Genomic DNA, 25,479 nt, shown 5'->3' on the forward strand with positions numbered 1-25,479 from the left:
CGGCCAGAAAAAGGGAAGATTCATTCTTTCGATACGACCTCCGCCTAACTTGGGCGTGGGAAGATGGAGATTGCGATGCTCGAATGGGCGTCACTGCGCAATAGGCCAGATGTGAGGGAGGCAAACGGTCCCGCCTCGTCGGGCGGACTTTCCGACCCACAACCCGCAAAGAAATCCGGAATTTCACTCGCCCTTGGCGGCGGCGCAGCGCGCGGCTGGGCCCATATCGGCGTGCTGCGCGCGCTGGACGAGGCCGGCATCGAGATCGACATGATCGCCGGCACCTCGATCGGCGCGCTGGTCGGCGGCTGCTATCTCGCCGGCAAGCTGGACGAACTGGAGGAGTTCGCCCGCAACCTGACCAAGCGGCGCATCTTCGGCCTGCTCGACTTCCGCCTCGGAGGCAGCGGGCTGCTGGGCGGCATGAAGCTGACAGCACGCATGCAGGAACATCTTTCCGGCCTGCGCTTCGAGGACCTGCCAAAGCCCTTCGTCTGCGTCGCCTCCGAGATCCGCACTGGCCATGAAATCTGGCTGTCGAGCGGGGCGCTGATCACAGCCATGCGCGCGTCTTACGCCCTGCCCGGCGTGTTCGAGCCGGTACTGGCCAACAAGCGCATCCTGGTCGACGGCGCGCTGGTCAATCCCGTGCCGGTTTCGGTCTGCCGGGCCTATGAGCAGCGACTGGTGGTGGCGGTGAACCTGCACTACGACCTGTTCGGGCGCGCAGCCGTGATCAAGCACAGCGCCGGCGAACTTCTGGTCGAGGCCGACGCGCCCGCTGGCGGCTCGCGCCAGCTCAACGCCTATTCGCGCGAGAGCCGGCTCGGCATCACCGGCGTGATGGTGGAAGCCTTCAACATCATCCAGGACCGTATTTCCCGGGCGCGGCTTGCCGGCGACCCGCCGGACCTCTCGCTCCAGCCCAAGCTCGGTCATATCGGCCTCGCGGAATTCCACCGCGCAGACGAGGCGATCCGCCTGGGCTACGAGGCCACGCAGGCGCAGCTCGGGGAGCTGGAGCGGCTGCAGACGGTTCTGGCCTGATCAGGCCAGCGCCGCATCTATGATGCGGAATTGCACGCTTCTGTTGCCGTTCCAATAGTTTGAGGACAGCGAGCCGGCGAGATGCACCGTGCCGCCCCGGCTCTTGAACAGGAAATCACCCAAGGCCGTATCCACCGCGCGGAAGGCGATCGCCTGAATGCGGCCGCCGCCATCCGAGCGCAGATCCGCGCGAATGTGCGAGGTGCCCACCAGTCGCGCGTCGACCAGCTTGTGGCGCGGCAGCACGAAGACCGGCGCGACATGGCCGGAGCCGAAGGGGCCGGCGCGCTCAAGCGTATCGAGCAGGCCCGTGGTGGCGCCGTCGGCTGCAAGCGCGGCATCGATGGGCAGGCTTTCCTCGCTTTGCAGGCGGAAGACGTCGGACGCGGCGTGTTCCTCGAAGAAGGCGCGCAGCGCGCCAAGTTTCTCGCGTTCCACCGTGATGCCGGCCGCCATGGCATGGCCGCCGCCCTTCACGATCAGCCCGCGCTCATGCGCCTCACGCACCAGCCGTCCGAGGTCGAAGCCGGGGATGGATCGACCTGAGCCGGTGCCGACGCCATTGGCATTGAAGGCGATGGCGAAGGCGGGGCGCCGCGCATGGTCCTTCAGCCGGGAAGCCAGAAGACCGACGATGCCCGGGTGCCATTTCGGGCTGGCGGTCACCATGACGGCAGGCCCCTGCCCGCCCAGCAGTTCCGCATCCGCCTCGGCGCGGGCTTCAGCCAGCATCTCCTGCTCCATCGCCTGCCGCTCCTGGTTCAGGCGGTCGAGCGTCTCGGCGATCTTGCCGGCCTCCACGGGATCGTCGGTAGCGAGCAAACGGCTGCCGAGTGCTGCATCGCCGATGCGGCCGCCGGCATTGATGCGCGGGCCGATGAGGAAGGCAAGGTGAAAACTGTTGATCGGTTCGCCTATGCGCGAGACGCGAGCAAGAGCGCCGAGGCCAACATTGCGCTGCTGGCGGATGGCGACGAGGCCCTTGACAACGAAGGCCCGGTTGACGCCGGTTAACGGCACCACGTCGCAGACGGTCGCGAGCGCCACTAGGTCGAGCATCGACAGGAGATCGATGTGCGGCAGGTCGGGGCGCGCGTTGCGCAGCACCTTGGCCGTCTGCACCAGCGCCAAGAACACCACGCCGGCTGCGCACAGATGCCCCTGCCCCGACAGATCGTCCTCGCGGTTGGGGTTGACGATGGCGACGGCCGCCTCCGGCAGCGGTCCGCCGACCTGATGGTGATCGAGCACGACGACATCGGCGCCGGCCTCGCGCGCCGCTTCGATTGCGGCTGCGCTGTTGGTGCCGCAGTCGACGGTGACGATCAGACGCGCCCCGCGCGAGACCAGTTCGCGCATGGCGTCCGGGTTCGGCCCATAGCCTTCGAAGATGCGGTCGGGAATGTAGATCTCGGCCTCGACGCCGTAGTGCGCCAGAAAGCGCTTCAGCAGCGCGGAGGACGCCGCGCCGTCGACATCGTAATCGCCAAAGATCGCCACGCGCTCGCGACGCACTATCGCCGCGGCGATGCGCTCGGCCGCCTTCTCCATGTCGGTGAAGGTTGCCGGGTTCGGCAGGAGGTCGCGGATGGTCGGGTCGAGAAAGCGCTGCGTGTCGTCCGCGGCAACGCCGCGGCCGGCCAGCACGCGCGCCACGATGTCGGGCACGCCATGCCCCTGGGCAATGGCGAGCGCCGTCATCTCCTGGCGCTCGTTGAGCCTGTGCTCCCAGGCAAGCCCGGTGGCCGAGCGCCTGACGCCCAGAAAGAAACGCTTTTCGGTCGTCATGCGCCCCCAAATCCCCAATCCTTGAGTGCAGGATAAGGGATCGCGCGGCAAAGCCAAACAGGCTGCGGCATCGAAGCCGTGGAAAGTCCGCCGGGAATTACTGGAACTTCTCCAGATCCTGGTGGCGGGCCTTGATCGAGCGCACCGTGAGCGAGGACGAGCGCAGCACGATCGTGTCGGTGGTGATGAAGTTGCGGCCGAACTTCACGCCGGCAAGCATGTTGCCGTCGGTGACGCCGGTGGCAGCAAACAGCACGTCGCCGCGCGCCATCTCCTCGGTGCGGTAGACCTTGTTGGGGTCGGAGATGCCCATCTTGGCCGCACGCGCGACCTTTTCCGGCGTATCGAGCAGCAGGCGCCCCTGTATCTGGCCGCCGGTGCAGCGCAGCGCAGCAGCAGCCAGCACGCCTTCGGGCGCACCGCCGGTGCCCATGTAGATGTCGATGCCGGTCTCTTCCGGGTTGGTGGTGTGGATGACGCCGGCAACGTCGCCGTCGCCGATGAGGCGGATGGCAGCGCCCGTGCCGCGCACGGCGTCGATCAGCTTGGCATGGCGCGGGCGGTCGAGGATACAGGCGGTAACTTCGGTCACCGGCACGCCCTTGGCCTTGGCGAGACTGTGGATATTGTCTTCCGGCGAGGCGTCGATGTCGATGACGCCGTCGGCATAGCCGGGGCCGACCGCGATCTTGTCCATGTAGACGTCAGGCGCAAACAGCAGGCTGCCCTTCTCGGCGATGGCGATGACGGCCAGCGCGTTGGGCAGGTTCTTGGCGCAGATGGTTGTGCCTTCCAGCGGGTCGAGCGCGATATCGACCTCGGGCCCGTCGCCCAGACCAACCTCTTCGCCGATATAGAGCATCGGCGCCTCGTCGCGCTCGCCTTCGCCGATGACGACGGTGCCCTTGATGGCGAGGCGGTTCAGCTCGGCGCGCATGGCGTCGACCGCAACCTGGTCGGCCGCCTTCTCGTCGCCGCGCCCGCGCAGCCTTGCGGCTGCCACGGCAGCGCGCTCGGTCACGCGCACGAGTTCCATGGTGAGGATCCGGTCGAGGCCGGCTGCGTCTCTTTTCGCCATAGCTGAGTATTCCCGTGAATTCTGATGGTTACGCCGTCATCGGCGCTTACCGAACCCTTGTGTCAAAGTGTCATGACAACGGCAAGACCTGCCAGATGCACTTGTTGCGACCTGGCGAAACCTCAATCGATTAAGGTGTGGGCAGCGAGGGCGGCCCCTGGCCGAAGAGAGTAGAAGCCGGCGTAGGGGCATACTCCAAACGTAAAAAGCGGCGCGGACCCATCGGTCCACGCCGCTTCGGATTCACGCGAGAGCCGCCTCGCGGCGGCGGGCGTCAGTCAGCGCGCTCGATGCGGATAACCTGCGGCTTGTCGACCAGGTGACCGTCTTTGGTGATGCCTTCCACTGCCTTGCGCACCGCCGCCTCGGTCGTCTCATGGGTGACGAGGATGACGGTCTTGCTGTTGTCGCCCTCGGCGCTCGAACCGTGCTGGACGATCGATTCCAGCGAAATGTCGTTGTCGGCCATGCGCTTGGCGACGCCGGCAAAAACGCCGACGCGGTCATGCACGGTGAGGCGGATGAAATAGCCGCCTGCATGGCTGCGCATCTGCGCCTTCTTGTAGGGCTTCAGTTCCCTGGCCGGACGGCCGAAGACCGGGCCGTGCTGGAAGCCCGGCCGGCTCTTGGCGATGTCGGCAATGTCGCCCACGACGGCCGAGGCGGTGGCGTTGCCGCCGGCTCCGGGGCCGGACAGAAGCAGCTCGCCCAGAATGTCGGTCTCGACGGCCACCGCATTGGTCACCCCATGCACCTGCGCGATGACCGATGAGGTCGGCACCATGGTGGGGTGCACGCGCTGTTCGATGCCGCTCTCGGTCTGCTGGGCGACACCAAGCAGCTTGATGCGGTAGCCGAGTTCGGCCGCGGCGCGAATGTCAGCCTGGCTGATGTTGCTGATGCCTTCCATATAGATGCTGTCGGCCGCGATCTTGCAGCCAAACGCAAGGCTGGTCAGGATGGACAGCTTGTGGGCGGTGTCGTGGCCCTCGATGTCGAAAGTCGGGTCAGCTTCCGCGTAGCCCAGGCGCTGCGCGTCCTTCAGGCAGGCCTCGAAGGACAGGCCCTCGGCCTCCATGCGGGTCAGGATATAGTTGCAGGTGCCGTTGAGGATTCCGAGCACGCGCGACACGGTGTTTCCCGCCATAGCCTCGCGCATGGTCTTGATGATGGGAATGCCGCCCGCCACCGCCGCCTCGTAGTTGAGCAGCACGCCCTTGCTCTCGGCGATCTCCGCCAGCGCCACGCCGTGCTTCGAAAGCAGCGCCTTGTTGGCAGTCACGACATGCTTGCCCGCCTCAAGCGCCGCCTTCACGCAGGCCAGTGCGGGGTCGTCCTCGCCGCCCATCAGTTCGACAAAGACGTCGATGTCCGGGCTCTTGGCCAGTTCGAGCGGCTCGTCGAACCAGGTGGCAGCGCCGAGATCGATGCCGCGGTCACGCGACTTGTTTCGGGCCGAGACCGCCGTCACCACGATATCGCGGCCGCACTGGCGGGTGAGCTCGGCAGCCTTGTCGCTAAGAACGCGCACCACGGACGCGCCGACAGTGCCGAGCCCGGCTATTCCAATACGCAAAGCTTCGGCCATGCCAGCAGTGTCCCCTTGGCTGTTGGATAAGTGTTCGTGGGATCCGTTCAGCGTTGCGCCGCGAGTGGCACCACATTGTCCGGTTTGTCGGCATCCGAGCCGAGGAAGCGCTTGATGTTGCGCGCCGCCTGGCGGATGCGGTGTTCGTTTTCGACCAGCGCGATGCGCACGTGGTCGTCACCGTATTCGCCAAAGCCGATGCCCGGCGCAACAGCCACATCCGCTTTCTCGATCAGAAGCTTGGAGAATTCGAGCGAACCGAGATGCCGGAACTGCTCGGGAATGGGCGCCCAGGCAAACATCGTCGCGGCCGGGGCTGGAATATCCCATCCCGCGCGGCCGAACGCGTCCACCATGACCTCGCGACGCTTGTGGTAGACTTCGCGCACCTCGGCGATGTCAGAGCCGTCGCCGTTGAGGGCGGCCGTCGCCGCCACCTGAATCGGCGTGAAGGCACCGTAGTCCAGATAGGATTTCACCCGCGTCAGCGCCGCGATCAGGCGCTCGTTGCCCACGGCAAAACCCATGCGCCAGCCCGGCATGGAAAACGTCTTCGACATGGAGGTGAACTCGACCGTGACGTCCATCGCGCCCGGCACCTGCAGCACCGAAGGCGGCGGCGTATCGTCGAAATAGATCTCCGCATAGGCGAGGTCGGAAAGGATGATGATCTCGTGCTTCCGGGCGAAGGCGACCACGTCCTTGTAGAAGTCGAGCGAGGCGACCAGCGCCGTCGGGTTCGACGGGTAGTTGAGGATCAGCGCCAGCGGCTTGGGGATGGAGTGGCGCATGCCGCGCTCCAGCGCCGGGATGAAGCCATCGTCGGGCTCGGCCTGCAGCGAGCGGATGACGCCGCCCGACATGATGAAACCGAAGGCATGGATCGGATAGGTCGGGTTCGGGCACAGCACCACGTCGCCGGGCGCGGTGATGGCCTGCGCCATGTTGGCGAAGCCTTCCTTGGAACCGAGCGTGGCGACGACCTGGGTGTCGGGATCGAGCTTCACGCCGAAGCGGCGGGCGTAATAGTTGGCCTGGGCGCGGCGCAGGCCGGGAATGCCGCGCGAGGAAGAATAGCGATGCGTGCGCGGATCGCGCACGACTTCGCAAAGCTTGTCGACGATGGCCTTGGGCGTGGGCAGGTCGGGATTGCCCATGCCCAGATCGACGATATCGGCGCCCCTGGCTCGGGCACTGGCCTTCAACCGGTTGACCTGCTCGAAGACGTAGGGTGGAAGTCTACGAACCTTATGAAATTCTTCCATTGAAGTGCCAGCCCAGCGATCAGTTTGTGTGCCGCGGTATATACCCTATGCGAAGGCTGGTCGAGGCCATCATTTGCCCTCGATTTCCTGCAGCGTTTTCTTGCCGTGAGTGGTGGCGAGCTTCTTCAACAAGGCCTCGTCCTTGGGCACGTTGCCCTGCCCGGCCGCGGCCTGAGAGGCTTGCGCCGCCTGCAATTCCGACAGCTTTTCCGCCTTCTCGCCCTCGCTGATCTGGCTGGCCGCCACCTGCGGCGGGATGTTCAGGTTCGGAAAGGTGCCGGTCTGCCTTGCCTGCCCCGAAGACAGGCCCGATGGCGGAGCGGTGAACGCCACTTCCTCCGGGGTAGTGCAGCCGGAAAGCGCGATCAGCGCCAATCCCACGGCCGCGCCGAAAAACCCCGGACGCAAAGCGGAAAAAATGCCCAGCCGAGCTTGCCCTGTCATATCAATTCCCCCGCAGCTCTATTACACGTCGGCATCGGTGTTGTTCGACCCGTTTGGGCATCACATCTTAATATGGTAGTAAAAAGACACGGGAGGACAAGCGGGAACCATGTCGAAGACCGCCGATTCGGGCAAGACCGATAGCGAGCAGGCCTCTTCGGTCGAGCAGTATCTGGTCAAGGACCCGGAACGCTTCGCACTTAACCTCGCGCGCATGGTCGAACAGGCCGGCAAGGCTGCCTCGGCATGGATCGAGCCGCGCGAGCGCGGCGAACTGCGCGACGGCGTCTCCGAGCCCATGGCCGACATGGTCAAGACGTTCTCCAAGCTCACCGAGTACTGGCTTTCCGACCCGTCGCGGGCGCTGGAAGCGCAGACCAGGTTGTTTTCCGGATACATGAACGTCTGGTCGAGCGCGATCCTGCGCATGAGCGGCGGCGAACAGCCAAGCGGCGGCGAGAGCATCGCTCCCGAGAAGGGCGACAAACGCTTCCAGGACCCCGAATGGGGCCGCAACGCCTTCTTCGACTTTCTGAAGCAGGCCTATCTGGTGACCGCTCGCTGGGCGAACGATCTGGTCGAGCACGCAGAGGGGCTAGACGAGCATACGCGCCACAAGGCCAGCTTCTACGTCAGGCAGATCTCCAACGCGCTGTCTCCGTCCAACTTCATCCTCACCAACCCCGAGCTGTTCCGCGAAACCGTGGCCAGCAATGGCGAGAACCTGGTGCGCGGCATGAAGATGCTGGCCGAGGACATCCAGGCCGGCGGCGGCGACCTGAAGCTGCGGCAGTCCGACCATTCGCAGTTCGAGATCGGCCGCAACCTGGCGATGACGCCGGGCAAGGTGGTCGGGCGCAGCGACGTGGCCGAGATCATCCAATATGATCCTTCGACCGAAACGGTGCTGAAGCGCCCGCTGCTGATCTGCCCGCCCTGGATCAACAAGTTCTACATCCTCGACCTCAACCCGCAGAAATCCTTCATCCGCTGGGCTGTCGAACAGGGCCACACGGTGTTCGTGATCTCCTGGATCAATCCGGACGAGCGGCACGGCATGAAGGGCTGGGAAGCCTATATCCGCGAGGGGCTGCAATATGGCCTCGATACGGTCGAGGCTGCCACGGGCGAGCGCGAGGTCAACGCGATCGGCTACTGCGTCGGCGGCACGCTGCTGGCCGCGGCGCTGGCGCTGCTGGCACAGGAAGGCGACGAGCGGATCAAGACGGCCACCTTCTTCACCACGCAGGTGGACTTCACCCATGCCGGCGACCTCAAGGTCTTTGTCGACGAGGATCAGATCGCGGCGCTCGAACGCTCGATGCGCGGCAAGGGCTACCTGGAAGGCAACAAGATGGCCACCGCCTTCAACATGCTGCGCTCGAGCGACCTGATCTGGCCTTACGTGGTCAACAACTACATGCGCGGCAAGGAGCCCCTGCCCTTCGACCTGCTCTACTGGAACGCGGACTCGACGCGCATGAGCGCGGCCAACCACTCGTTCTACCTGCGCAACTGCTATCTTGAGAACAACCTCTCCCACGGCCGCATGGAACTGGCTGGCCGCACCGTCTCGCTGGGGGACGTGACCATCCCCGTCTACAATCTCGCCGCCCGCGAAGACCACATTGCACCGGCCCGATCGGTGTTTCTGGGCTGCCGATATTTCGGCGGGCCGGTGGAATATGTGATGGCAGGGTCAGGCCACATCGCCGGCGTCGTGAACCCGCCGGCGCAAAACAAGTATCAATACTGGACCAACGGGAAACCGGCGGGCGACTTCGATGAATGGGTTGCCAACGCGCAGGAAAACACGGGTTCCTGGTGGCCGCACTGGCAAAGCTGGATCGCGGAACGAGACAACCGCAAGGTTGCGGCGCGCCACCCGGGCGCGCACACACCCACCCTTGGCGATGCGCCGGGCACCTATGTAAGGGTGCGCGTGTAACACATTGTAATGCGTGGTGAATTGACCTTTCCAGAAAAGCAGGCGAAATGATGGCGTGGCAAACACGTTCTTGCCTTATTTCAACCCTAGCTCGACTCCGGCCGGGGTGCTGCAGAATCGGCGGGCTCTGAGCCCGATTGCTGAGACGACATAGTTCGACTGCATTTTTGAACGCCGTGCCCATCCACCACGCGAAAATAAAGACAAGAAGGGGATAGGTTTGACCGCAGTAGGCACTCGCGTCGCCAAACGAGAAAGCCGTGCGGTGCTGGCTGCGCTTTGCTGCGCGCTGCTCGCATCCTGCACCTCGACCAACGATCCCAACCTCGATTTCAACGCGCCGGGTTTCAATGTCGGGGTCACGCCGGCCGAGGCGGTGGAGGTCGCCGTCGACGGCAATGAAGCAGCGCCGGCCGAAGGCGCGCAACTCGCAGAAGCCACGCCTGCAGCTGCAGACGCGAACACCGCGCCAGCGATGACGACGGTGATGGACGCCAACGACAAGGAACTGCCCTTGGCGGTTGCCTACCTGCCTACAGCCAAGCCAGCCAACGGCGCCACCATTTCGCTGCAGGAGGCCGTTGCGGCAGAAGCACAGGCCGAGCGGCTGGCGATTGCTGCCGCGCAGGCAGCAGAGCCGGCCAAGCCGGCCGCAGCTGCCGAGACCCAGGCGGACGCGACGCCCACCGGCAGCCTGCCCGAGGCAGCCCCTTCCCAGGTGGTCGCAGCAGCGGAAGCCACTATTGCCCCCAGCCCCGACACAGGCGTGGCGGTGCAGGCCGAATCTTCGGCGGCCAGCACTCCCAAGGCTGCCCAGCCGGAAGCGCCGAAGAAGAAGGGCTTCTTCACCTCGCTCTTCGGCTCCCCCTCTTCGGCATCGCCCGTCACTCCGACGGCTTCCGGTCGCGGAGCGCCTGGTGTTTCCGCAAAACCCCTGATCGCAACCGCCGCCCCTGCCAGCAAACCGCTGATAGAGACGGCCGAGCAGCCGCAGGCAAAGCCGATCATCCAGATTGCTGCCGCTGATCCCTCCGCAAAGCCTGCGGCTCTGGCTTCCATCACCGGCGAATCAGCCCTGCCAGGCGTGCGCCAGAGCGGCCTTTTTGAAATCACCCGAAAGTCCGGCATAGACGACGACAGCGACGTCGACCTGCACGAGGACGAAGCCGGCACATACCAGCTGGCGTCAGCGGCCGGATTGGCGCGCCTTGCTCCCAACGGACTGTTGCGCCAAACCGAAAACGTCGACATTGCCTGCCTCAAGCCGTCCCTGGTGCGCATGCTGAAGGCCATCGAGCAGCGTTACGGCGGCAAGATCATCGTGACTTCGGGCTACCGCAGCCCCTCTCACAACCGTCGCGCGCGCGGGGCCAAGAACTCGCTGCATATGTATTGCGCGGCCGCCGATATCCAGATCGAAGGCGTGAGCAAGTGGGAGCTTGCAAACTACGTACGCTCGATGCCCGGCCGCGGCGGCGTGGGCACCTATTGCCACACGGATTCCGTGCATGTGGACGTCGGCCCTGAGCGCGACTGGAACTGGCGCTGCCGTCGCCGCCAGTGACGCGAAAAAAATCTGCTGAAGCTCGCTTTGATGGGTTGCCCGCCACCAATTGCCTGTCTATAAGGCGCCATCTCCACCGCGCGCCCATCGTCTAGCGGTCTAGGACGCCGCCCTTTCACGGCGGAAACACGGGTTCGAGTCCCGTTGGGCGTGCCAGTGGTTTTTTCCATAAAAACCTGGCTAACAAGCAGCTTACCGGCGCAGGCTGGCGCAGCGCGTGAGCGGCATGCTTCGCCTCGCGGCGACTTTTCCCGCGATCATTGGCCATCAAGAACCTGCCGCGTGATTTGATGGGTTGCCCACCGCCGATTGCATGTCTATAAGGCGCCCATCCCTGCCGCGCGCCCATCGTCTAGCGGTCTAGGACGCCGCCCTTTCACGGCGGAAACACGGGTTCGAGTCCCGTTGGGCGTGCCACTCACCTTCAAGAAAATGCGATCTTCCTCGGCGGCCTGGGCTGCCCGCACACGCTCTGCGCGAATCGCTCGGTTCGGCTCCGCCCTTTCACGAGATACTTAGCCTGCGGCGAACTGGCGGCGAGGTGATCCGCCCACCAGCCCCACCTGCCCTTTGGAAGAGCAATTGAGTCGCCGCGCTGAGATCGACTTCGGAAGCCGCAGCAGATCAAAGGCGGCTTTCGCGAATCGGAGCAGACCGTTGCAATCGATTCGATTTTGCGGGACTATATTTCTCTCAGATGTACGTGGGCCTTGACGAGGGAGGCAGTTCATCCGGCCTGAGGGGGCAGCGTTTGGCGACTGCAAGGGGACCGGCATGTGGATTGCACTAACGGATTTTGACGGCAAACTCGTTTATCTCAACACCAACCATATCGTCGCGATGAGAGAACATGGCCGAGGCACCATGGTCACCCATGTCATGGGGCAGATCGTGGTGAGCGAAAGCACCGACGCCATCCGCAAGGTGCTTGGGCTTACCGAAACCACGACCCTCGCCTCTGCACTGGAACGCTGTGGCGTAGCGGGCCGCGCCTAGGTTTCTCTCTCGACAAGCCACGCTTAGAACGCGACGTTTCAGAGATCGTGGGCCGCGCGCGTTGGTAACTGTGCGCATGCGTATCCTCGCGGCCAGATCGGCCTCGCCGACCCTGGTGGTCGAGCGCGCCCGATGCCCACCTTGTTTCTGGCAGTTTCTCGGGAGCCGGTCGGAAAGCCCAAGGGCTTCTGGATCAAACCAAAACCGGGCGCGCGACAGATATGCACTGGATCAGGCTTGGCAAGGCGGGCTAAACAGGCCGCCATGACGAACATCTCCGCACCTCCATCCTACCTGAATTACGACCCCGCCACGCGCCGCCTGCGGCTCGACCCGCATGAGCAGCGTTTCGTGCAAGACCCTTATGAGGCCTATGCGTGGCTGCATGCCAATGCGCGCAGCTTCTTCTGGGAAGATTTCGGCTTCTGGTGCCTTGCCGGCTACGACGACGTGAATCGCCTGCTGCGCGATCGCCGCTTCGGCCGCGAAAAGCCTGCGGGCGCGGACGACCAGGGTCTTGCCGGCGACCGCTCGCACCTCAAGGCCTTCGATGCGATCGAGGCCAACTCGATGCTGGAGCTGGAGCCGCCGGTGCACACGCGCTTGCGCACGCTGGTCAACCGCGCCTTCGTCTCGCGCCAGGTCGAGCGCCTGCGTCCGCGCGTGGAAGCGCTGGCCAACGAACTGATCGATGGCTTCGAGGCAGGCGGCCAGGTCGACCTCTTGCCGGCCTTTGCCGCGCCGCTGCCGATCACCATCATCGCCGAGATGCTGGGCGTGCCGGTGGAAATGGGCCCACAGCTTCTGGCCTGGTCCCACGACATGGTGGCCATGTATATGCACGGGCGCACCCGCGAGACCGAAGACCGGGCCAATGCCGCTTCGCAGGCGTTTTCCGACTTTCTGCGCGCCTATGTGGCCGAGCGGCGCAAGAACCCCGGCGACGACCTGCTCAGCTTGCTGATCTCGGCGCAGGAAGACGGCCAGAAACTGACCGAAGACGAACTCGTATCGTCGGCCATACTGCTGCTCAATGCCGGCCATGAGGCGACCGTGCACCAGACCGGCAATGCCGTGCGCACCATACTGAAGCAGGGCGGCGATCCGCGCCGCTTCTTCACGACGCCGGAAGAAACGGCCGCGACGGTAGAGGAATGCCTGCGTTTCGATGCGCCGCTGCACATGTTCACGCGCTATGCCTATGGCGAGATCGAGGCCGCGGAGGGCCTGACGCTGAAGCAGGGCCAGCAGGTGGGCCTGCTGCTTGGCTGCGCCAACCGGGATCCCGAAGCCTATGCCGCACCGCATGAATTCCAGCCCGGCCGCAGCGACCAGAAGAACGTGTCTTTCGGCGCCGGCATCCATTTCTGCATCGGCGCGCCGCTGGCGCGACTGGAGATGCAGACCTCGCTGAAGGTGCTGTTCGACAGGCTGCCGCAGATTTCGCTGGCCGAAGAACCCCTCTACCGCGACAGCTACCATTTCCACGGTTTGGAAAGGCTGACGTGCAGGTGGTAGGAACGCTCAGGCCGGCTATCTGAAAGTCATTTTGACGAAACGAATGTCTCCGGTGGCCGACCGATATAGTCTTTCGGTCGCACCGGCCAGCCAGCTGAACGGCTTGCCCAGACTGCGTAGGAGCCGCCGTGGGAACGAGCGGCGCCTGCGCCGGTTGGGCTGTATGAGGCTTTCGAACTCCTGATCCGGCGTAGGGCTAAACCGCTTTTCCTGGGCGACCAGCGCGGGGATCAGTTGCCAGATCTGGCCATCGTCATTCGCCACCGCATCGTGGCCGAACATGAAGTGATCCACCGCCTCCCTCAAGGTCGTGGAACCTGCAAGCAACCTTGCCGCGTAAGCGCGGCTGACGATGTAGCCCGCCGTGCCGCCGTGGTGGGTGCGCAGCAAATGCAGCGAGCGCCGGCAGGGCGCCCTCGACCCTGATTTGGCCACGCCGATAAGACCGCCCGAAGTGTCGAGCTTCACCAGCCCGGCCGAACCCGGAACCCAGTCGAGAGCCGAGAGCAGCCCGGGAAGATCGCGGCTCAGGCGCACATCGTCTTCGAGCACCAGGGCATATTCCTCCTCGGATCGCACCAGCTTCTCCCAGATTTCGCGATGGCTGAGAAAACAGCCGATCTCACCGGGCAGCAGCCCGCTGCCCGCATAAGGGGTGAGGTCAATCGACGAGCCGTCCGTGGCTGACACGCGCTCGACCTCCAAGCCGAGTGCAGCAAACTGGCGCCGCATATGCTCCAAGCGGGCAACAGATCTATCAAGGTTGACGAGATAAACTTTCGTCATTTGCCCACTCTATTCCGGTGGCGGCAAAACTCTTTAGATCAATGCATTTCTGTCAAATACCGGGCAACAAAAACTAGAGCCGGATCACATAATCCTTGCGCGTGGTTTCGATCACTTCCCAGCTACCCTTGAAGCCGGGGCGAATGACAAAGCGGTCGCCTGTCTTCACCGTGCGCGGCTCCCCGCCATCCTCGGTGATGACCGAAACGCCCGAGAGGATGTGGCAGAACTCCCACTCGTCATATTCGATGCGCCATTTGCCGGGCGTCGATTCCCAGATGCCGGCGAAAAGACCGCCATCGACATCCTCGATGTTCCAGCTTCGGAACTTCGGGTTGCCAGAAACAAGCCGCCCCTCGGCCGGGGCGTTCTCCTCCGGCTCGATACCGGCAATGTCCACGGTCAGGAATTTTTCGGTCACGCTGTTCTCCCTCCAGGAAACGGAACCGGCCCCGGACGGCGAATGCCTTCCGGGGCCCAGGTTCAAATTCGGGCTTGCAGCCTCAAGCCTTGGCCAGCGCCTGTTCCAGGTCTGCGATGATGTCGGCGACATCCTCGATGCCGATCGACAGTCGCACCACGTCCGGGCCGGCGCCAGCGGCAATCTTCTGCTCGTCGGAGAGCTGGCGATGGGTGGTCGAGGCCGGGTGGATGACCAGCGACTTGGTGTCGCCGATGTTGGCAAGGTGCGAGAACAGTTCAAGCGATTCAACCAGCTTGACGCCCGATTCGTAGCCGCCCTTGAGGCCGAAGGTGAAGACGGCGCCCGCGCCCTTGGGCGAGTACTTCTGCTGAAGCGCATGGTTCTTGTCCCCCGGCAGGCCCGGATAGGACACCCAGGCGACCTTGTCATGCCTGGACAGCCACTCGGCTACCTTCAGCGCATTATCGCAGTGGCGCTGCATGCGCAGCGGCAGGGTTTCCAGGCCGGTCTGGATAAGGAAGGCGTTGAACGGCGAGATCGCCGGGCCGAAGTCGCGCAGGCCCAGAACGCGGTTGGCGATCGCGAAGGCGAAGTTGCCAAACGTCTCGTGCAGGACGAGGCCGCCATATTCCGGACGCGGCTGCGACAGCATCGGATAGTTGCCCGACTTCGACCAGTCAAAGGTGCCGCCATCGACGATGATGCCGCCCATGGAGTTGCCGTGGCCGCCGATGAACTTGGTCAGCGAGTGCACGACGACGTCGGCGCCGTGCTCGATCGGACGCAGCAGATACGGGGTGGCCATGGTGTTGTCGACGATAAGCGGCAGGCCGTGCTTGCGGGCGATGTTGCCGATCGCCTCGATGTCGACGAACACGCCACCGGGGTTGGCCAGGCTCTCGATGAAGATGGCGCGGGTCTTGTCGTCGATCTGGCTCTCGAAGGTCGAGACGTCATCGACATCGGCCCAGCGCACTTCCCAGCCGAAATTCTTGAAGGCATGGCCGAACTGGTTGATCGAGCCGCCATAGAGCTTGCGGGCGGCAACAAAATTTTCGCCCGGCTGCATGATGGTGTGGAACACCAGCAGCTGCGCAGCATGGCCGGAAGCCGTCGCCACCGCCGCCGTGCCGCCCTCGAGCGCGGCCACGCGCTCCTCAAGCACCGCCTGGGTCGGGTTCATGATGCGCGTGTAGATGTTGCCGAAAGCCTTGAGGCCGAACAGCGAGGCGGCGTGGTCGACATCATCGAACACATAGGCCGTCGTCTGGTAGATCGGCGTGGCGCGCGCGCCCGTGGCCGGATCGGGCTTGGCGCCGGCATGCACGGCGAGCGTGTTGAAGCCAGGGGTGCGTTGGGACATCGTTTTCTCCGAAAAGGGATGCTGAAATTCGTTGCTATTCTTGACGGACCGCCGCCGTGAATGCAAAGAACAAAATGCCTCGTCAGACCGGCAATTGAGCCGTTGCGCCGCAAAATGCAGCCGCGGCGGGAATAATTTTACAAAACTAGCGCTCCCTGACACCGAAACTCTGGAAGCCCGCGCGCATGACCGGTTTCCTCGCCGAAACGACGCCTGAATTGACGCCGTTCCAGCCGATTTCGCCGGCCAGCCGCGCATATTCGATTTTCGGGCAGCGGTTCATCACGACCTTGATGCCGGCGGCTTCCGCCCGCGCGGCCGCTTCGTCGTGGCGCACGGTCAACTGCGTCCAGATAACCTTGGGTAGCGACTCGAGCGCCAGAACCTCGTCGACGATTGCCGGCACCGCCTCGGAGGCGCGGAAGATGTCCACCATGTCGATCGGCACCGGAATGTCGGCCAACCTGGCATAGGTCATCTGCCCGAGGATCTCCTTGCCCGCATGCCCCGGATTGACCGGGATGACGGAGTAGCCCTTGGCGAGCAGGTATTTCATCACGAAATAGCTCGGCCGCACCTCGTTCGCCGAGGCGCCGACCACCGCGATGGTCTTCACCGAGTTCAGGATGCCGGCGATGTAGGAGTTTTCGTAGGCGTCGTGGTTCATGTCTTCATGCGCTTTCAGGACGGACGAGGGCAATCGCGGGAGCTTATTCCCCCTTCCACTCCGGCTTGCGTTTTTCGATGAAGGCACCGATACCCTCCTCCGCATCGCGCGCCAGCATGTTTTCCACCATCACCCGCGAGGCATAGTCGTAGGCCCCCGAAAGCCCCATCTCGGCCTGCGCATAAAAGGCTTCCTTGCCGATCTTCAACGTCAGCGGCGATTTGGATGCAATGGTTTGAGCATATTTGCTCACGATCTGGTTCAGGTATTCGGGCGGCACGACGCGATTGACCAGACCGAATTCCCGCGCGGTCGTGGCGTCGATCGTCTCGCCGGTGAGCAGCATTTCCATCGCCTGCTTGCGCGACACGTTGCGCGATAGCGCGACCATCGGCGTCGAGCAGAACAGGCCGATATTGACGCCCGGCGTGCAGAAGGTGGCCTCGCTGGAGGCGATTGCAAGATCGCAGCTTGCCACAAGCTGGCAACCGGCCGCAGTCGCCAGCCCGGCCACCTCAGCGAGGACAGGCTTTGGATGGCGCACGATGGTCTGCATCAGCTGCGCGCAGGCGGCCATGGTGCGCTCGAAGAAGGCCCTGCCCCCGTCGGCATCGGCGCGATGCGCGGTCATCTCCTTGAGGTCGTGGCCGGCGCAGAACACCTTGCCTTCTGCCGCCAGCACGATCACCCGCACCGCTTCGTCGTCACGGGCGCGGTCGAATTCGGCCTGGAGCGCGGCCATCGTCGCCATCGACAGTGCATTGGCCGGCGGATTGGACAATGTCAGGCGCAGCACGCCTCCCCTGGAAATTGCGGTGACCGGCCCTTCGGCGGCGCCTTTCATGGCTACGATTTCTGCCAATGTTATTCTCCGGCTCTGTTGCGCACCACGGCACTGCCCATGACGGCGGCCGTGACACCTTCGATCAACGCGTGGTCTTCGAATGTTGTATGAGACAGCCACGCATTCAAGCTTGCCGAAGAACTACCACGGCCCGGGTTGAAGAACAGGGGCCAAACGGGTCTTATGGCCGCGAACTTGCGCAAGTTTCCGTGCGCGCAACGCCGCCGAAGCGGCGGCATTCATGAATGAGGCCGACGAAACTCGCTATGCCGACCCAGAACAATCTTACCCCGCACATGACAGCCGCCGAGGCCAACACCCTGCTACGCTCGGTCTATCCGCAGCTCAATGGCGAATTCGCCGCGTACGAGGCGATCGACGTGTTTCCGGGCGGCTGCACGGTGCGGCTGAACGCCGACGAGCGGCACCTGCGCCCCGGCGGCACGGTTTCCGGGCCTTCGCTGTTCACGCTCGCCGACATTGGCGGCTATGTCTGCGTACTCACCCATGCCGGTGCGGACGCGCTGTCCGTCACAACCAATCTCAACATAAACTTCATGCGCAAGGCCGAGGCCGGGCCGATTCTGGGTCACTGCCGCATCCTGAAGATGGGGAAAAGCCTGATGGTCTTCGACATCGACATCGTCGCCGGGCCGGATAGCCACACGGTGGCACACGCCACCGGAACCTATTCGATTCCACCGAAACGGCACGGCTAGGTACGGTAAAATAATACCACAATCGTAAGCCTTTGTTTTCAAGTCGCTTATTATAGGATTCTCCGGCCACGCCCACTTGACGCGAATATTGAGCTTTGCCTATAAGCCCGTCTGGACCAGCAGCCTTCCAGGCCGCAGTCCTTGTATTTGGCGGGCGGCCTCGGCCATCCGGCAAACCAAGCAACAAGAAACGCCTTCTCCGGAAGGTCCAGAACGAAAGCAAGATCCATGAAAACCTTTTCGCAGAAGCCTGCGGACGTGGTGAAGAAGTGGGTGCTGATCGACGCCGAAGGTCTCGTCGTCGGCCGTCTCGCATCCATCGTCGCCAACCGCCTGCGCGGCAAGCATAAGCCCACCTTCACGCCTCACGTCGACGACGGTGACAACGTCATCATCATCAACGCCGAGAAGGTCGTGCTGACCGGCAAGAAGTACACCGACAAGATGTACTACTGGCACACCGGCCACCCCGGCGGCATCAAGGAGCGCACCGCTCGCCAGCTGATCGAAGGCCGTTTCCCCGAGCGTCTGCTTGAGAAGGCCGTGGAACGCATGATCCCGCGCGGCCCGCTCGGCCGTCGCCAGATGAAGAACCTGCGCGTTTACGCCGGCTCTGAACACCCGCATGTCGCCCAGCAGCCCGAGACGCTCGACGTCGGCGCGCTGAACGCCAAGAACAAGAAGGCTTCGTAATCATGGCTGAGCTCAACTCGCTCGCAGATCTCGGCACCGTTGCCGCCGCACAGCCGGCCGCTCCGGTCCACGTCCAGAAGCTGGATGCCCAGGGCCGCGCCTACGCCACCGGCAAGCGCAAGGACGCCATCGCTCGCGTCTGGGTCAAGCCCGGCACCGGCAAGATCATCATCAACGACAAGGAATACGGCGCCTATTTCGCCCGTCCGGTGTTGCAGATGATCCTGAAGCAGCCGATCGTGGCGACCAACCGCGAAGGCCAGTTCGACATCATCGCCACCGTTGTCGGCGGCGGCCTCTCCGGCCAGGCCGGCGCGGTCCGTCACGGCATCTCCAAGGCGCTGACCTACTACGAGCCGGCGCTGCGCGGCGTGCTCAAGAAGGGCGGTTTCCTGACCCGCGACAGCCGTACCGTCGAGCGCAAGAAGTACGGCCGGGCCAAGGCTCGCCGCAGCTTCCAGTTCTCGAAGCGCTAAGCGGCTCGAAACATTCGGGCGCTGCCTCGCGGCAGGTGCCTGTCGGAAAAGCCGCCTTCGGGCGGCTTTTTTTTGTGGCTCTGCGAAGGCCACGAGCAGTTGGACGGGCCCCTGCCGGCTGCGGCAGAACATGCAGTCTGCGCGGGTCCACTTTTCGTCCGGAATGGTGTAGAGCCGGGACGAAACCCTCTCGACCGAAGCCGAGCAGTTTCCGCGCGATGGCTTCGTCCCACCAGACCCGTTTAGGAAATCGTGATGCCTGCAAATTCCATTGACCATGCTTTCACGGCCACCAGGAACACCGGCCGCTCGGGCGACCCGACCTATGCTGGAGCGCTGTCCTTCATGCGCCGGCGCTATACCAAGAACGTGAAGGGTGCCGACGTGGTCGTCTGGGGCATCCCCTTCGACGCTGCCGTGACAAACCGGCCGGGCGCACGCTTCGGCCCGCAGGCCATCCGCCGCGCCTCGGCCATTTTCGACTGCGACCCGCAATATCCGTTCCATCTCGATCTGTTCGAAGAACTGGGCGTGATCGATTATGGCGACTGCCTGCTCGACAGCGGCAACCACCAGAAGACGCCGGGCATCATCGAGCGCGAAGCGGCCAAGATCCTGAAATCCGGCGCCTTCCTGCTGACGCTTGGGGGCGACCATTTCGTCACCTGGCCGGTGCTGAAGGCGCATGCGGCCATCCACGGGCCGATGGCGCTGGTGCAATTCGACGCGCATCAGGACACCTGGGACGACGACGGCAAGCGCATCGACCACGGCTCCTTCGTGGCGCGCGCGGTACGCGAAGGCATCATCGATCCGGATCGCTCGATCCAGATCGGCATCCGCACCCATGCGCCCGACACGTTCGGCATCAAGATCCTCTATGGCTACGACGTGGAAGAAATGCGCGCGTCCGACATCGCCTATGCGATTGCGGAACGCACCGGCGGTCGGAAGACCTATGTGACCTTCGACATAGACTGCCTCGACCCCGCATATGCGCCCGGAACCGGGACGCCGGTTGCTGGCGGCCCCTCCTCGGCCAAGATGCTGTCGGTGCTGCGCCAGATGACGCAGATCGACATTGTCGGCGCCGATGTCGTAGAGGTTGCGCCGGCCTACGACCACGCCGATATAACGGCAATCGCGGGTGCCACCGTGGCGATGCAGTATGTCGGCTTGCTGGCAGAGCGAAAGGCGCGCGAGAGCGCCTGAGCCGAGCAACCAGACCAGCCCGGCTTCGGGCGCGGTCGGCCAAACAATGTGAACCTTCTTACGGACGACAGGAAATGAAACCGAAAATCTTCATCGACGGCGAGCATGGCACGACAGGCCTGCAGATCAGGGCACTGCTGGCTGACCGCGGCGACCTGGAGATCATTTCGGTTCCTGCCGAACGACGCAAGGAAACGGAAGCGCGCGCCGAGTTCCTGAACAAGGCGGACGTGGCCATTCTGTGCCTGCCCGACGACGCGGCGCGCGAAAGCGTCTCGCTGATCGAGAACGACACCACACGGGTGATCGACGCCTCGACTGCGTACCGCGTAGCCGAAGGCTGGACCTACGGTTTTCCGGAGATGGACAAGGCGCAGATGCAGGCGATTGCCGCATCCAAGCGAGTGGCCAATCCCGGCTGCTGGCCGCAGGGTCCGATCGCGGGCCTGCGCCCGCTGGTCACCGCCGGCCTGCTGCCGGCCGACTTCCCCGTCACCATCAACGGCATCTCCGGCTATTCGGGCGGCGGCCGGCAGATGATCGAGGACTATGAAGCGCAGGGGGAGGATTCGCCCGAATTCCTTCCCTATGGCCTGATGCTCAAGCACAAGCATATCCCCGAGCTGCGCGCCTATGCGAAGCTCTCGCATGACCCGATCATGCAGCCGGCCGTCGGCAATTTCGCGCAAGGCATGATCACCGTGGTGCCGTTGCAGCTCGGCCGCCTGCCGCAGGTGCCCACCGGCGCGGAACTGCATGCGGCAATCGCAGACCATTATGCCGGCGTGAAGGGCGGCGTGGTCGAGGTTGCGCCGCTGGTCGACTTCGAGCGCAGCGCGGATATCCAGCCTGAGATCTATAACGGCACCAACAAGATGAAGCTGTATGTCAGCGCCAACGACGCCCGCGCGCAGGCTCTGCTGATCGCCGTCTACGACAATCTCGGCAAGGGCGCCTCCGGCGCAGCCGTGCAGAACCTGAACCTGATGCTCGGCCTGTAGCCATAGAATATAGTGCCGGCCTTCCCGTCTGATTGAAGGCCGGCCCTGCTACTCTCTCTGGGTTTTCTCGCCACATCCGGACGGTTGGGCCAGTCTTCGCTCGACGCTTGCGCCTAGTGCTGCCTGGTGGCGCGCTGGCGCCGCAGCACGACAATCTGAAATAACAAAAAGGCCGCGCACCTGCGGTCGCGGCCTTCGCCAAGAGAAAGTTCCGGCTGGTTACCTTCCGACAACCACCTCGGTCGGAAGCGGATAGGCACCCTTTGTGCCGCGCCAGTGGGCCGTCGCGAAGATAAGCACCACAAGTGCGACTCCCTGATGCAGCAGTGCCCAATGCATATGCGCCTGAGCCAACAGCGTGCCGACGCCGACTGCGGCCTGCACCAAAACAAGGCCGACCAGCACCCAGGCGCGGCGCGCATGTGTCGTTCCCGGTTCTGCCAGGCCCGTCGCCACGGCATGCCAGATCGCTACCACCAGCACCGTATAGGCGAACATACGGTGGATGAACTGCACAGTCTTGGGGTTTTCGAACAGGTTGCGCCAGGCCGGATCGATGACGAACAGATCGCCCGGAATGATGGCGCCGTCCATCAGCGGCCAGGTGTTGTAGGTCAGGCCGGCATGCAGGCCCGCCACGAGCGCGCCGAGATAGATCTGCACCAGAACGAGTAGCACCATGATGCCGGCAAAGCGCTGCACGCCTCGCCCGGCCGGCGCTTGCGAATAGATTGCCAGCCCGCGCGCAATATAGGTCACGGCCATGACGATGACGCAGGCGAAGGTGAGGTGGATCGCGAGCCTGTATTGGCTGACGAAAGCACGCTCCGAAAGCCCCGAAGCGACCATCCACCAGCCGACAGCGCCCTGCAGCCCACCGAGAGCAAGCAAACCGACCAGCCGCGGCTTCAGCCCGCGCTCGAGCCGGCCCGACGCCCAGAACAGCACAAGCGGAATGGCGACCAGGAAGCCGACGCCGCGCGCCAGCAAACGGTGCGCCCACTCCCACCAGAAGATTTCCTTGAACTCCTCAAGGGTCATGCCCTTGTTGATCTGCTCGTATTGCGGGATCTGCTGATACTTCTCGAACTCTTCCTGCCATTCGGCCTGGTTGAGCGGCGGAATGACCCCGTGGATCGGCTTCCACTCGGTGATCGACAGGCCGGAGCCAGTCATTCGGGTGGCGCCGCCCACCATGACCAGAGCAAAGAGCACGACCAGCACAATATAGAGCCAGTCGCGGACCAGCCTGCGGTCGCGCAGTTCCTGTTCGCGAATGGCAAGGGGCGCAGTGGAATTTATCGTCGCTGACATGGCAATATTCCGGCGGTTCGAACCGCGGCGATTGGTGGACCATCGGGGCCGCGGTTACAAGGCTGTGATGCGCGCGACACGCCGTCGCGCCGTTGTTCGGCTTGCGCACGGCACCAGGAAGTCCTAGGACGACCACGAAGGAAAAGCCATGCCTATTCGCCTCAAGAAGCTGATCGGAACCATACTGCTGATCGTACTGGTGATCGTCTATTCGCTCGTGGCGACGACGATTGCAGTGGCGCGACTTGGCGAATCCAGCGCGCTGGTGCACTTCCTGTTCTTCCTGCTTACCGGCCTTCTCTGGATCCTGCCCGCCATGGGCATCATCAAGTGGCTGCTCGTCGAGCGCAAGCCGAAGAAGGGCTGATAGCCCCTTTCGATCTATACCGTCACCAGCGCCCTGCCGCGATTTGCGAGCGGCGTGGTGATGCCCGACAGCATCGTGCGCAGATAGGCAAGCTCCTGATAGCGGCCGTTGACCGAGATGCGCGGCAGAGCGTGTAAATGGCGCGCGTGCCCGGCCTGCAAAATGCCGTGGCGCGTCGTGACGGCAGATGTGTAGCCCGCCTCCCTGGCCAGTTCCACCTCGCGCGCACCGACCGCGCTGGCATAACCATAGGGATAGGCCATATGGCGCGGCCGCGCGCCGAGGCGCTCTTCCAGAGCTGTTGCGGCATCGACGATCTCGCGGCGCGCCGTTTCCGCATTCAGCCGCTTCAGGCTGTAGTGATGGATGGTGTGCGCACCGATCGTAACCAGAGGATGCGCCGCCGCCTGGGCAATCTCGTCCCAGTTCATCAGCGTTTCGCGGCTCGGCGTGCGTGGATCGACGCCGTTCGCTTGCGCCAGCGCGGCCAGCACCGCGCACTGATCTTCCTCGCGCGTCTCGACGGTCAGATAGCGGTGCAGGCGGGCATTAGCGCGAATGCGCCCCTCCAATGTCGAGCAATCGAGCTTGAGCGGGCCTTCCGCCGTTTCGAGCACCAGCATGCCGCGCTTGTTCACAACGTCTTCGACCACCTCCCACCAGAGATCGACCGCGCCATCAATCAGCCCCGGCGCGACGTAGATGGTGATGGGCGCACCGTGCTTTTCCAGTATTGGAAGAGCCTCGGTGAGGTTGTCGCGATAGGCATCGTCGGCGGTTATGGTCGCGAAACGCCGGGCGCCCCTGCCCTGCGCAAGGCGCACCAGCGCCTCATCGAGCGTAACGAACTCGTAGCCGCCAACCCTCATGTCGGCGATCAGCGCATCGAGAAAGGCTGGTTCGATGTTGAGATGCCGGTTGAAGCCATCCGGTTTTTGCGGATGGGCGGTGACGCGATGCAACATGAGGATGGCGCCGACGCCGCCCACAAGCGGGCGCGCCAGCCGGGACAGACCGGAAGCGCCAAGACCGTTCAGTACCAGCCGGCGCAGAGCATCGACCCCATCGAACATTGATTCACCTTTAGCCACTACTGTCCATGACAGCCGGGCCCTGGCGGCCCTGATGAACCCAGATGGCCAGCAGTAGCCGCGAAGGATTGAGGTATGGTTGACGCGGCCGCATCGCTTGGCAACGCAGACGCCGCCAGCGGCGTGCTGATCGACGTCCAGGTTTCGCAGGTCACGCCCGCGGCACTCGCGGCTTATGGCCAGCTTTGCGCGACAAGCCCCCACGGACCGGCGCAAGCCCCGCTCTGGGTGCAGAACTGGGTCACCCATATGCACCCGGAAGGACTGATCGTCTCGCTGAAGGCGGATGGCCGCGCCGCATTCGCGCTTGCGCTGGAGGTCGTGCGCGCCGGGCCGTTTCGCATCGCCCGTTTCATGGGCGGCACACATGCAAATGGCAATTTCGCACCCGCCCTGCCCGCCTGGTCAGGCGTCGCAACGCGGGCCGAGATGGCGCAGATGGTAAAGGCCATTCGCGCAGCGAGGCCCGACATAGACGCCTTGCTCCTGCAGCGCCTTGCCGTCGACCTAGACGGCCACAAGAACCCGCTGCTTGCCTTGCCGCACGTGCCGAGCCCGAATATCGCGCTCGCGGTCGACCTGCGATCCGGGTTTGACGCCGTGCTGGAGCACACCAGCGCCAAGCGCAAACGCAAGAAGCACCGAGCGCAGATGCGCAAGTTCGAGGCTGCCGGCGGCTACAGGCGCATCGTCGCCGCCACGCCGGAGGAAATCCGCCGGCTCTTCGACGCATTCCTGGAGATGAAGGAGCAGCGGTTCCGCAAGGCCGGCGTGGCCAATGTGTTCGCCGAAGCTGAAATCCAGGCGTTTTTTCAGGCGCTTTTCGCCGACGCACTGCGCCACGGCACGCGGCGCTTCACGCTCGAGGGGCTGGAAGTGGCCGGCAAGCTGCGCGCCGTAACAGGCACCAGCCACTGCGGCAAACGCCTTATCTGCGAATTCGGCGCTATCCGCGACAATGAGCTGGCGCCCGCCAGCCCCGGCGAGTTCCTGTTCTACGAAAACATCGAGAAAGCCTGCGAACAGGGTTTCGAGGTCTATGACTTCAGCGTGGGAGACGAGCCCTACAAGCGGTTGTGGTGTGATGTCGAAACCAGGCAAGCCGATGTGCTTGTGCCATTGACCGCAAAGGGGCACGGTTTTGCACTTGCCATGCGCGTTTCGGTCCGTCTCAAGACCCACATCAAGAACAGCCCTGTGATGTGGAGGCTCGCAAAGGCGCTGCGCAGGCGCGCGGCAAGCCGGTCCGCCGCCTCATCGGACGACTGACCACGCCTCCTGCATCC

General features: G+C 63.9%; 24 protein-coding genes and 2 tRNA genes. 14 read left to right on the forward strand and 12 right to left on the reverse strand.

Annotation, left to right across the window (positions count from 1 at the left end):
* Positions 1–75 precede the first annotated feature (75 nt).
* Complete coding sequence (locus tag ABLE86_RS00435) at positions 76–1,047, forward strand: patatin-like phospholipase family protein (protein ID WP_348777704.1); 972 nt, start codon at positions 76–78, stop codon at positions 1,045–1,047.
* Here ABLE86_RS00435 and recJ read toward each other — a convergent pair whose 3' ends face one another.
* From recJ to ABLE86_RS00460, 5 genes are all read right to left on the reverse strand, one after another.
* Positions 1,048–2,835 (reverse strand): single-stranded-DNA-specific exonuclease RecJ, encoded by a 1,788-nt coding sequence (gene recJ, locus ABLE86_RS00440; protein WP_348776950.1) that lies wholly within the window; start codon positions 2,833–2,835, stop codon positions 1,048–1,050.
* A gap of 97 nt (positions 2,836–2,932) precedes the next feature.
* On the reverse strand, positions 2,933–3,913 hold the full coding sequence (gene glpX, locus ABLE86_RS00445) for a class II fructose-bisphosphatase (protein WP_348776951.1): 981 nt from the start codon (positions 3,911–3,913) through the stop codon (positions 2,933–2,935).
* Positions 3,914–4,187: 274 nt separating this feature from the next.
* On the reverse strand, positions 4,188–5,501 hold the full coding sequence (locus ABLE86_RS00450; RefSeq protein WP_348776952.1) for a homoserine dehydrogenase: 1,314 nt from the start codon (positions 5,499–5,501) through the stop codon (positions 4,188–4,190).
* Between the two features lie 47 nt (positions 5,502–5,548).
* Positions 5,549–6,766, reverse strand: coding sequence for an LL-diaminopimelate aminotransferase (locus ABLE86_RS00455; RefSeq protein WP_348776953.1), 1,218 nt, complete (start codon positions 6,764–6,766; stop codon positions 5,549–5,551).
* Positions 6,767–6,835: 69 nt separating this feature from the next.
* The gene (locus ABLE86_RS00460; protein WP_348776954.1) at positions 6,836–7,141 is read right to left on the reverse strand and encodes a hypothetical protein; all 306 of its coding nucleotides are present in this window, start codon (positions 7,139–7,141) and stop codon (positions 6,836–6,838) included.
* 178 nt (positions 7,142–7,319) lie between these two features.
* Between ABLE86_RS00460 and phaC the strand changes: the two genes are divergently transcribed.
* From phaC to ABLE86_RS00490, 6 genes are all read left to right on the forward strand, one after another.
* Complete coding sequence (gene phaC, locus ABLE86_RS00465; RefSeq protein ID WP_348776955.1) at positions 7,320–9,158, forward strand: class I poly(R)-hydroxyalkanoic acid synthase; 1,839 nt, start codon at positions 7,320–7,322, stop codon at positions 9,156–9,158.
* 220 nt (positions 9,159–9,378) lie between these two features.
* The gene (locus tag ABLE86_RS00470; RefSeq protein ID WP_348776956.1) at positions 9,379–10,722 is read left to right on the forward strand and encodes a D-Ala-D-Ala carboxypeptidase family metallohydrolase; all 1,344 of its coding nucleotides are present in this window, start codon (positions 9,379–9,381) and stop codon (positions 10,720–10,722) included.
* Between the two features lie 80 nt (positions 10,723–10,802).
* Positions 10,803–10,878 (forward strand) — tRNA-Glu (locus ABLE86_RS00475).
* Between the two features lie 185 nt (positions 10,879–11,063).
* Positions 11,064–11,139 (forward strand) — tRNA-Glu (locus tag ABLE86_RS00480).
* Between the two features lie 357 nt (positions 11,140–11,496).
* Entirely contained in the window at positions 11,497–11,718 is a 222-nt protein-coding gene (locus tag ABLE86_RS00485; protein WP_348776957.1) for a hypothetical protein, read from the forward strand.
* A gap of 264 nt (positions 11,719–11,982) precedes the next feature.
* On the forward strand, positions 11,983–13,236 hold the full coding sequence (locus ABLE86_RS00490) for a cytochrome P450 (protein ID WP_348776958.1): 1,254 nt from the start codon (positions 11,983–11,985) through the stop codon (positions 13,234–13,236).
* Positions 13,237–13,251: 15 nt separating this feature from the next.
* Here ABLE86_RS00490 and ABLE86_RS00495 read toward each other — a convergent pair whose 3' ends face one another.
* The 5 genes from ABLE86_RS00495 to ABLE86_RS00515 all read right to left on the reverse strand — a co-directional run bounded on the left by ABLE86_RS00495 (position 13,252) and on the right by ABLE86_RS00515 (position 17,338).
* The gene (locus ABLE86_RS00495) at positions 13,252–14,022 is read right to left on the reverse strand and encodes a glycosyltransferase family 25 protein (RefSeq protein ID WP_348776959.1); all 771 of its coding nucleotides are present in this window, start codon (positions 14,020–14,022) and stop codon (positions 13,252–13,254) included.
* Positions 14,023–14,095: 73 nt separating this feature from the next.
* Positions 14,096–14,443, reverse strand: a complete 348-nt coding sequence (locus ABLE86_RS00500) for a cupin domain-containing protein (RefSeq protein WP_348776960.1) — start codon at positions 14,441–14,443, stop codon at positions 14,096–14,098.
* An 82-nt stretch (positions 14,444–14,525) separates the two neighbouring features.
* Positions 14,526–15,809: an O-acetylhomoserine aminocarboxypropyltransferase gene (locus ABLE86_RS00505; protein ID WP_348776961.1), complete on the reverse strand. Its 1,284-nt coding sequence runs from the start codon at positions 15,807–15,809 to the stop codon at positions 14,526–14,528.
* A 145-nt stretch (positions 15,810–15,954) separates the two neighbouring features.
* On the reverse strand, positions 15,955–16,476 hold the full coding sequence (locus tag ABLE86_RS00510) for a CoA-binding protein (protein WP_348776962.1): 522 nt from the start codon (positions 16,474–16,476) through the stop codon (positions 15,955–15,957).
* Positions 16,477–16,519: 43 nt separating this feature from the next.
* Positions 16,520–17,338: an enoyl-CoA hydratase gene (locus ABLE86_RS00515; RefSeq protein WP_348776963.1), complete on the reverse strand. Its 819-nt coding sequence runs from the start codon at positions 17,336–17,338 to the stop codon at positions 16,520–16,522.
* Positions 17,339–17,586: 248 nt separating this feature from the next.
* Here ABLE86_RS00515 and ABLE86_RS00520 point away from each other — a divergent pair, with 248 nt between their 5' ends.
* The 5 genes from ABLE86_RS00520 (at position 17,587) to argC (ending at position 21,421) form a co-directional block, all read left to right on the forward strand.
* Positions 17,587–18,039, forward strand: a complete 453-nt coding sequence (locus ABLE86_RS00520) for a PaaI family thioesterase (protein ID WP_348776964.1) — start codon at positions 17,587–17,589, stop codon at positions 18,037–18,039.
* A 228-nt stretch (positions 18,040–18,267) separates the two neighbouring features.
* Positions 18,268–18,732: a 50S ribosomal protein L13 gene (rplM, locus tag ABLE86_RS00525; protein WP_348776965.1), complete on the forward strand. Its 465-nt coding sequence runs from the start codon at positions 18,268–18,270 to the stop codon at positions 18,730–18,732.
* Positions 18,733–18,734: 2 nt separating this feature from the next.
* A complete protein-coding gene (gene rpsI / locus ABLE86_RS00530; protein WP_348776966.1) occupies positions 18,735–19,208 on the forward strand; it encodes a 30S ribosomal protein S9 in 474 nt (157 codons plus the stop codon).
* Positions 19,209–19,463: 255 nt separating this feature from the next.
* On the forward strand, positions 19,464–20,420 hold the full coding sequence (gene speB, locus ABLE86_RS00535) for an agmatinase (protein WP_348776967.1): 957 nt from the start codon (positions 19,464–19,466) through the stop codon (positions 20,418–20,420).
* 74 nt (positions 20,421–20,494) lie between these two features.
* Positions 20,495–21,421: an N-acetyl-gamma-glutamyl-phosphate reductase gene (gene argC / locus ABLE86_RS00540; protein WP_348776968.1), complete on the forward strand. Its 927-nt coding sequence runs from the start codon at positions 20,495–20,497 to the stop codon at positions 21,419–21,421.
* 219 nt (positions 21,422–21,640) lie between these two features.
* Here the strand turns inward: argC and ABLE86_RS00545 are convergent, their stop codons facing one another.
* Complete coding sequence (locus ABLE86_RS00545; RefSeq protein WP_348776969.1) at positions 21,641–22,735, reverse strand: COX15/CtaA family protein; 1,095 nt, start codon at positions 22,733–22,735, stop codon at positions 21,641–21,643.
* A gap of 148 nt (positions 22,736–22,883) precedes the next feature.
* On the opposite strand from ABLE86_RS00545, the gene ABLE86_RS00550 reads away from it, so the two are divergent.
* Positions 22,884–23,102: a DUF2842 domain-containing protein gene (locus tag ABLE86_RS00550; RefSeq protein WP_348776970.1), complete on the forward strand. Its 219-nt coding sequence runs from the start codon at positions 22,884–22,886 to the stop codon at positions 23,100–23,102.
* A gap of 14 nt (positions 23,103–23,116) precedes the next feature.
* Here ABLE86_RS00550 and ABLE86_RS00555 read toward each other — a convergent pair whose 3' ends face one another.
* The gene (locus tag ABLE86_RS00555) at positions 23,117–24,175 is read right to left on the reverse strand and encodes a polysaccharide deacetylase family protein (protein WP_348776971.1); all 1,059 of its coding nucleotides are present in this window, start codon (positions 24,173–24,175) and stop codon (positions 23,117–23,119) included.
* A 93-nt stretch (positions 24,176–24,268) separates the two neighbouring features.
* Between ABLE86_RS00555 and ABLE86_RS00560 the strand changes: the two genes are divergently transcribed.
* On the forward strand, positions 24,269–25,462 hold the full coding sequence (locus tag ABLE86_RS00560) for a GNAT family N-acetyltransferase (protein ID WP_348776972.1): 1,194 nt from the start codon (positions 24,269–24,271) through the stop codon (positions 25,460–25,462).
* Positions 25,463–25,479 lie beyond the last annotated feature (17 nt).

The sequence above is a fragment of the Mesorhizobium sp. KR2-14 genome (genome assembly GCF_040049255.1).
In the GTDB taxonomy this organism is placed as follows: domain Bacteria; phylum Pseudomonadota; class Alphaproteobacteria; order Rhizobiales; family Rhizobiaceae; genus Pseudaminobacter.

Coding starts and splice junctions, on each gene's coding strand:
- ABLE86_RS00555 (WP_348776971.1), bottom strand. CDS start 24,175: ATGTTCGATGGGGTCGATGCTCTGCGCCGGCTGGTACTGAACGGTCTT.
- ABLE86_RS00510 (WP_348776962.1), bottom strand. CDS start 16,476: ATGAACCACGACGCCTACGAAAACTCCTACATCGCCGGCATCCTGAAC.
- ABLE86_RS00505 (WP_348776961.1), bottom strand. CDS start 15,809: ATGTCCCAACGCACCCCTGGCTTCAACACGCTCGCCGTGCATGCCGGC.
- ABLE86_RS00560 (WP_348776972.1), top strand. CDS start 24,269: ATGGTTGACGCGGCCGCATCGCTTGGCAACGCAGACGCCGCCAGCGGC.
- ABLE86_RS00435 (WP_348777704.1), top strand. CDS start 76: ATGCTCGAATGGGCGTCACTGCGCAATAGGCCAGATGTGAGGGAGGCA.
- ABLE86_RS00520 (WP_348776964.1), top strand. CDS start 17,587: ATGCCGACCCAGAACAATCTTACCCCGCACATGACAGCCGCCGAGGCC.
- ABLE86_RS00450 (WP_348776952.1), bottom strand. CDS start 5,501: ATGGCCGAAGCTTTGCGTATTGGAATAGCCGGGCTCGGCACTGTCGGC.
- ABLE86_RS00550 (WP_348776970.1), top strand. CDS start 22,884: ATGCCTATTCGCCTCAAGAAGCTGATCGGAACCATACTGCTGATCGTA.
- glpX (WP_348776951.1), bottom strand. CDS start 3,913: ATGGCGAAAAGAGACGCAGCCGGCCTCGACCGGATCCTCACCATGGAA.
- ABLE86_RS00490 (WP_348776958.1), top strand. CDS start 11,983: ATGACGAACATCTCCGCACCTCCATCCTACCTGAATTACGACCCCGCC.
- ABLE86_RS00495 (WP_348776959.1), bottom strand. CDS start 14,022: ATGACGAAAGTTTATCTCGTCAACCTTGATAGATCTGTTGCCCGCTTG.
- argC (WP_348776968.1), top strand. CDS start 20,495: ATGAAACCGAAAATCTTCATCGACGGCGAGCATGGCACGACAGGCCTG.
- rplM (WP_348776965.1), top strand. CDS start 18,268: ATGAAAACCTTTTCGCAGAAGCCTGCGGACGTGGTGAAGAAGTGGGTG.
- ABLE86_RS00455 (WP_348776953.1), bottom strand. CDS start 6,766: ATGGAAGAATTTCATAAGGTTCGTAGACTTCCACCCTACGTCTTCGAG.
- recJ (WP_348776950.1), bottom strand. CDS start 2,835: ATGACGACCGAAAAGCGTTTCTTTCTGGGCGTCAGGCGCTCGGCCACC.
- ABLE86_RS00545 (WP_348776969.1), bottom strand. CDS start 22,735: ATGTCAGCGACGATAAATTCCACTGCGCCCCTTGCCATTCGCGAACAG.
- ABLE86_RS00485 (WP_348776957.1), top strand. CDS start 11,497: ATGTGGATTGCACTAACGGATTTTGACGGCAAACTCGTTTATCTCAAC.
- phaC (WP_348776955.1), top strand. CDS start 7,320: ATGTCGAAGACCGCCGATTCGGGCAAGACCGATAGCGAGCAGGCCTCT.
- rpsI (WP_348776966.1), top strand. CDS start 18,735: ATGGCTGAGCTCAACTCGCTCGCAGATCTCGGCACCGTTGCCGCCGCA.
- speB (WP_348776967.1), top strand. CDS start 19,464: ATGCCTGCAAATTCCATTGACCATGCTTTCACGGCCACCAGGAACACC.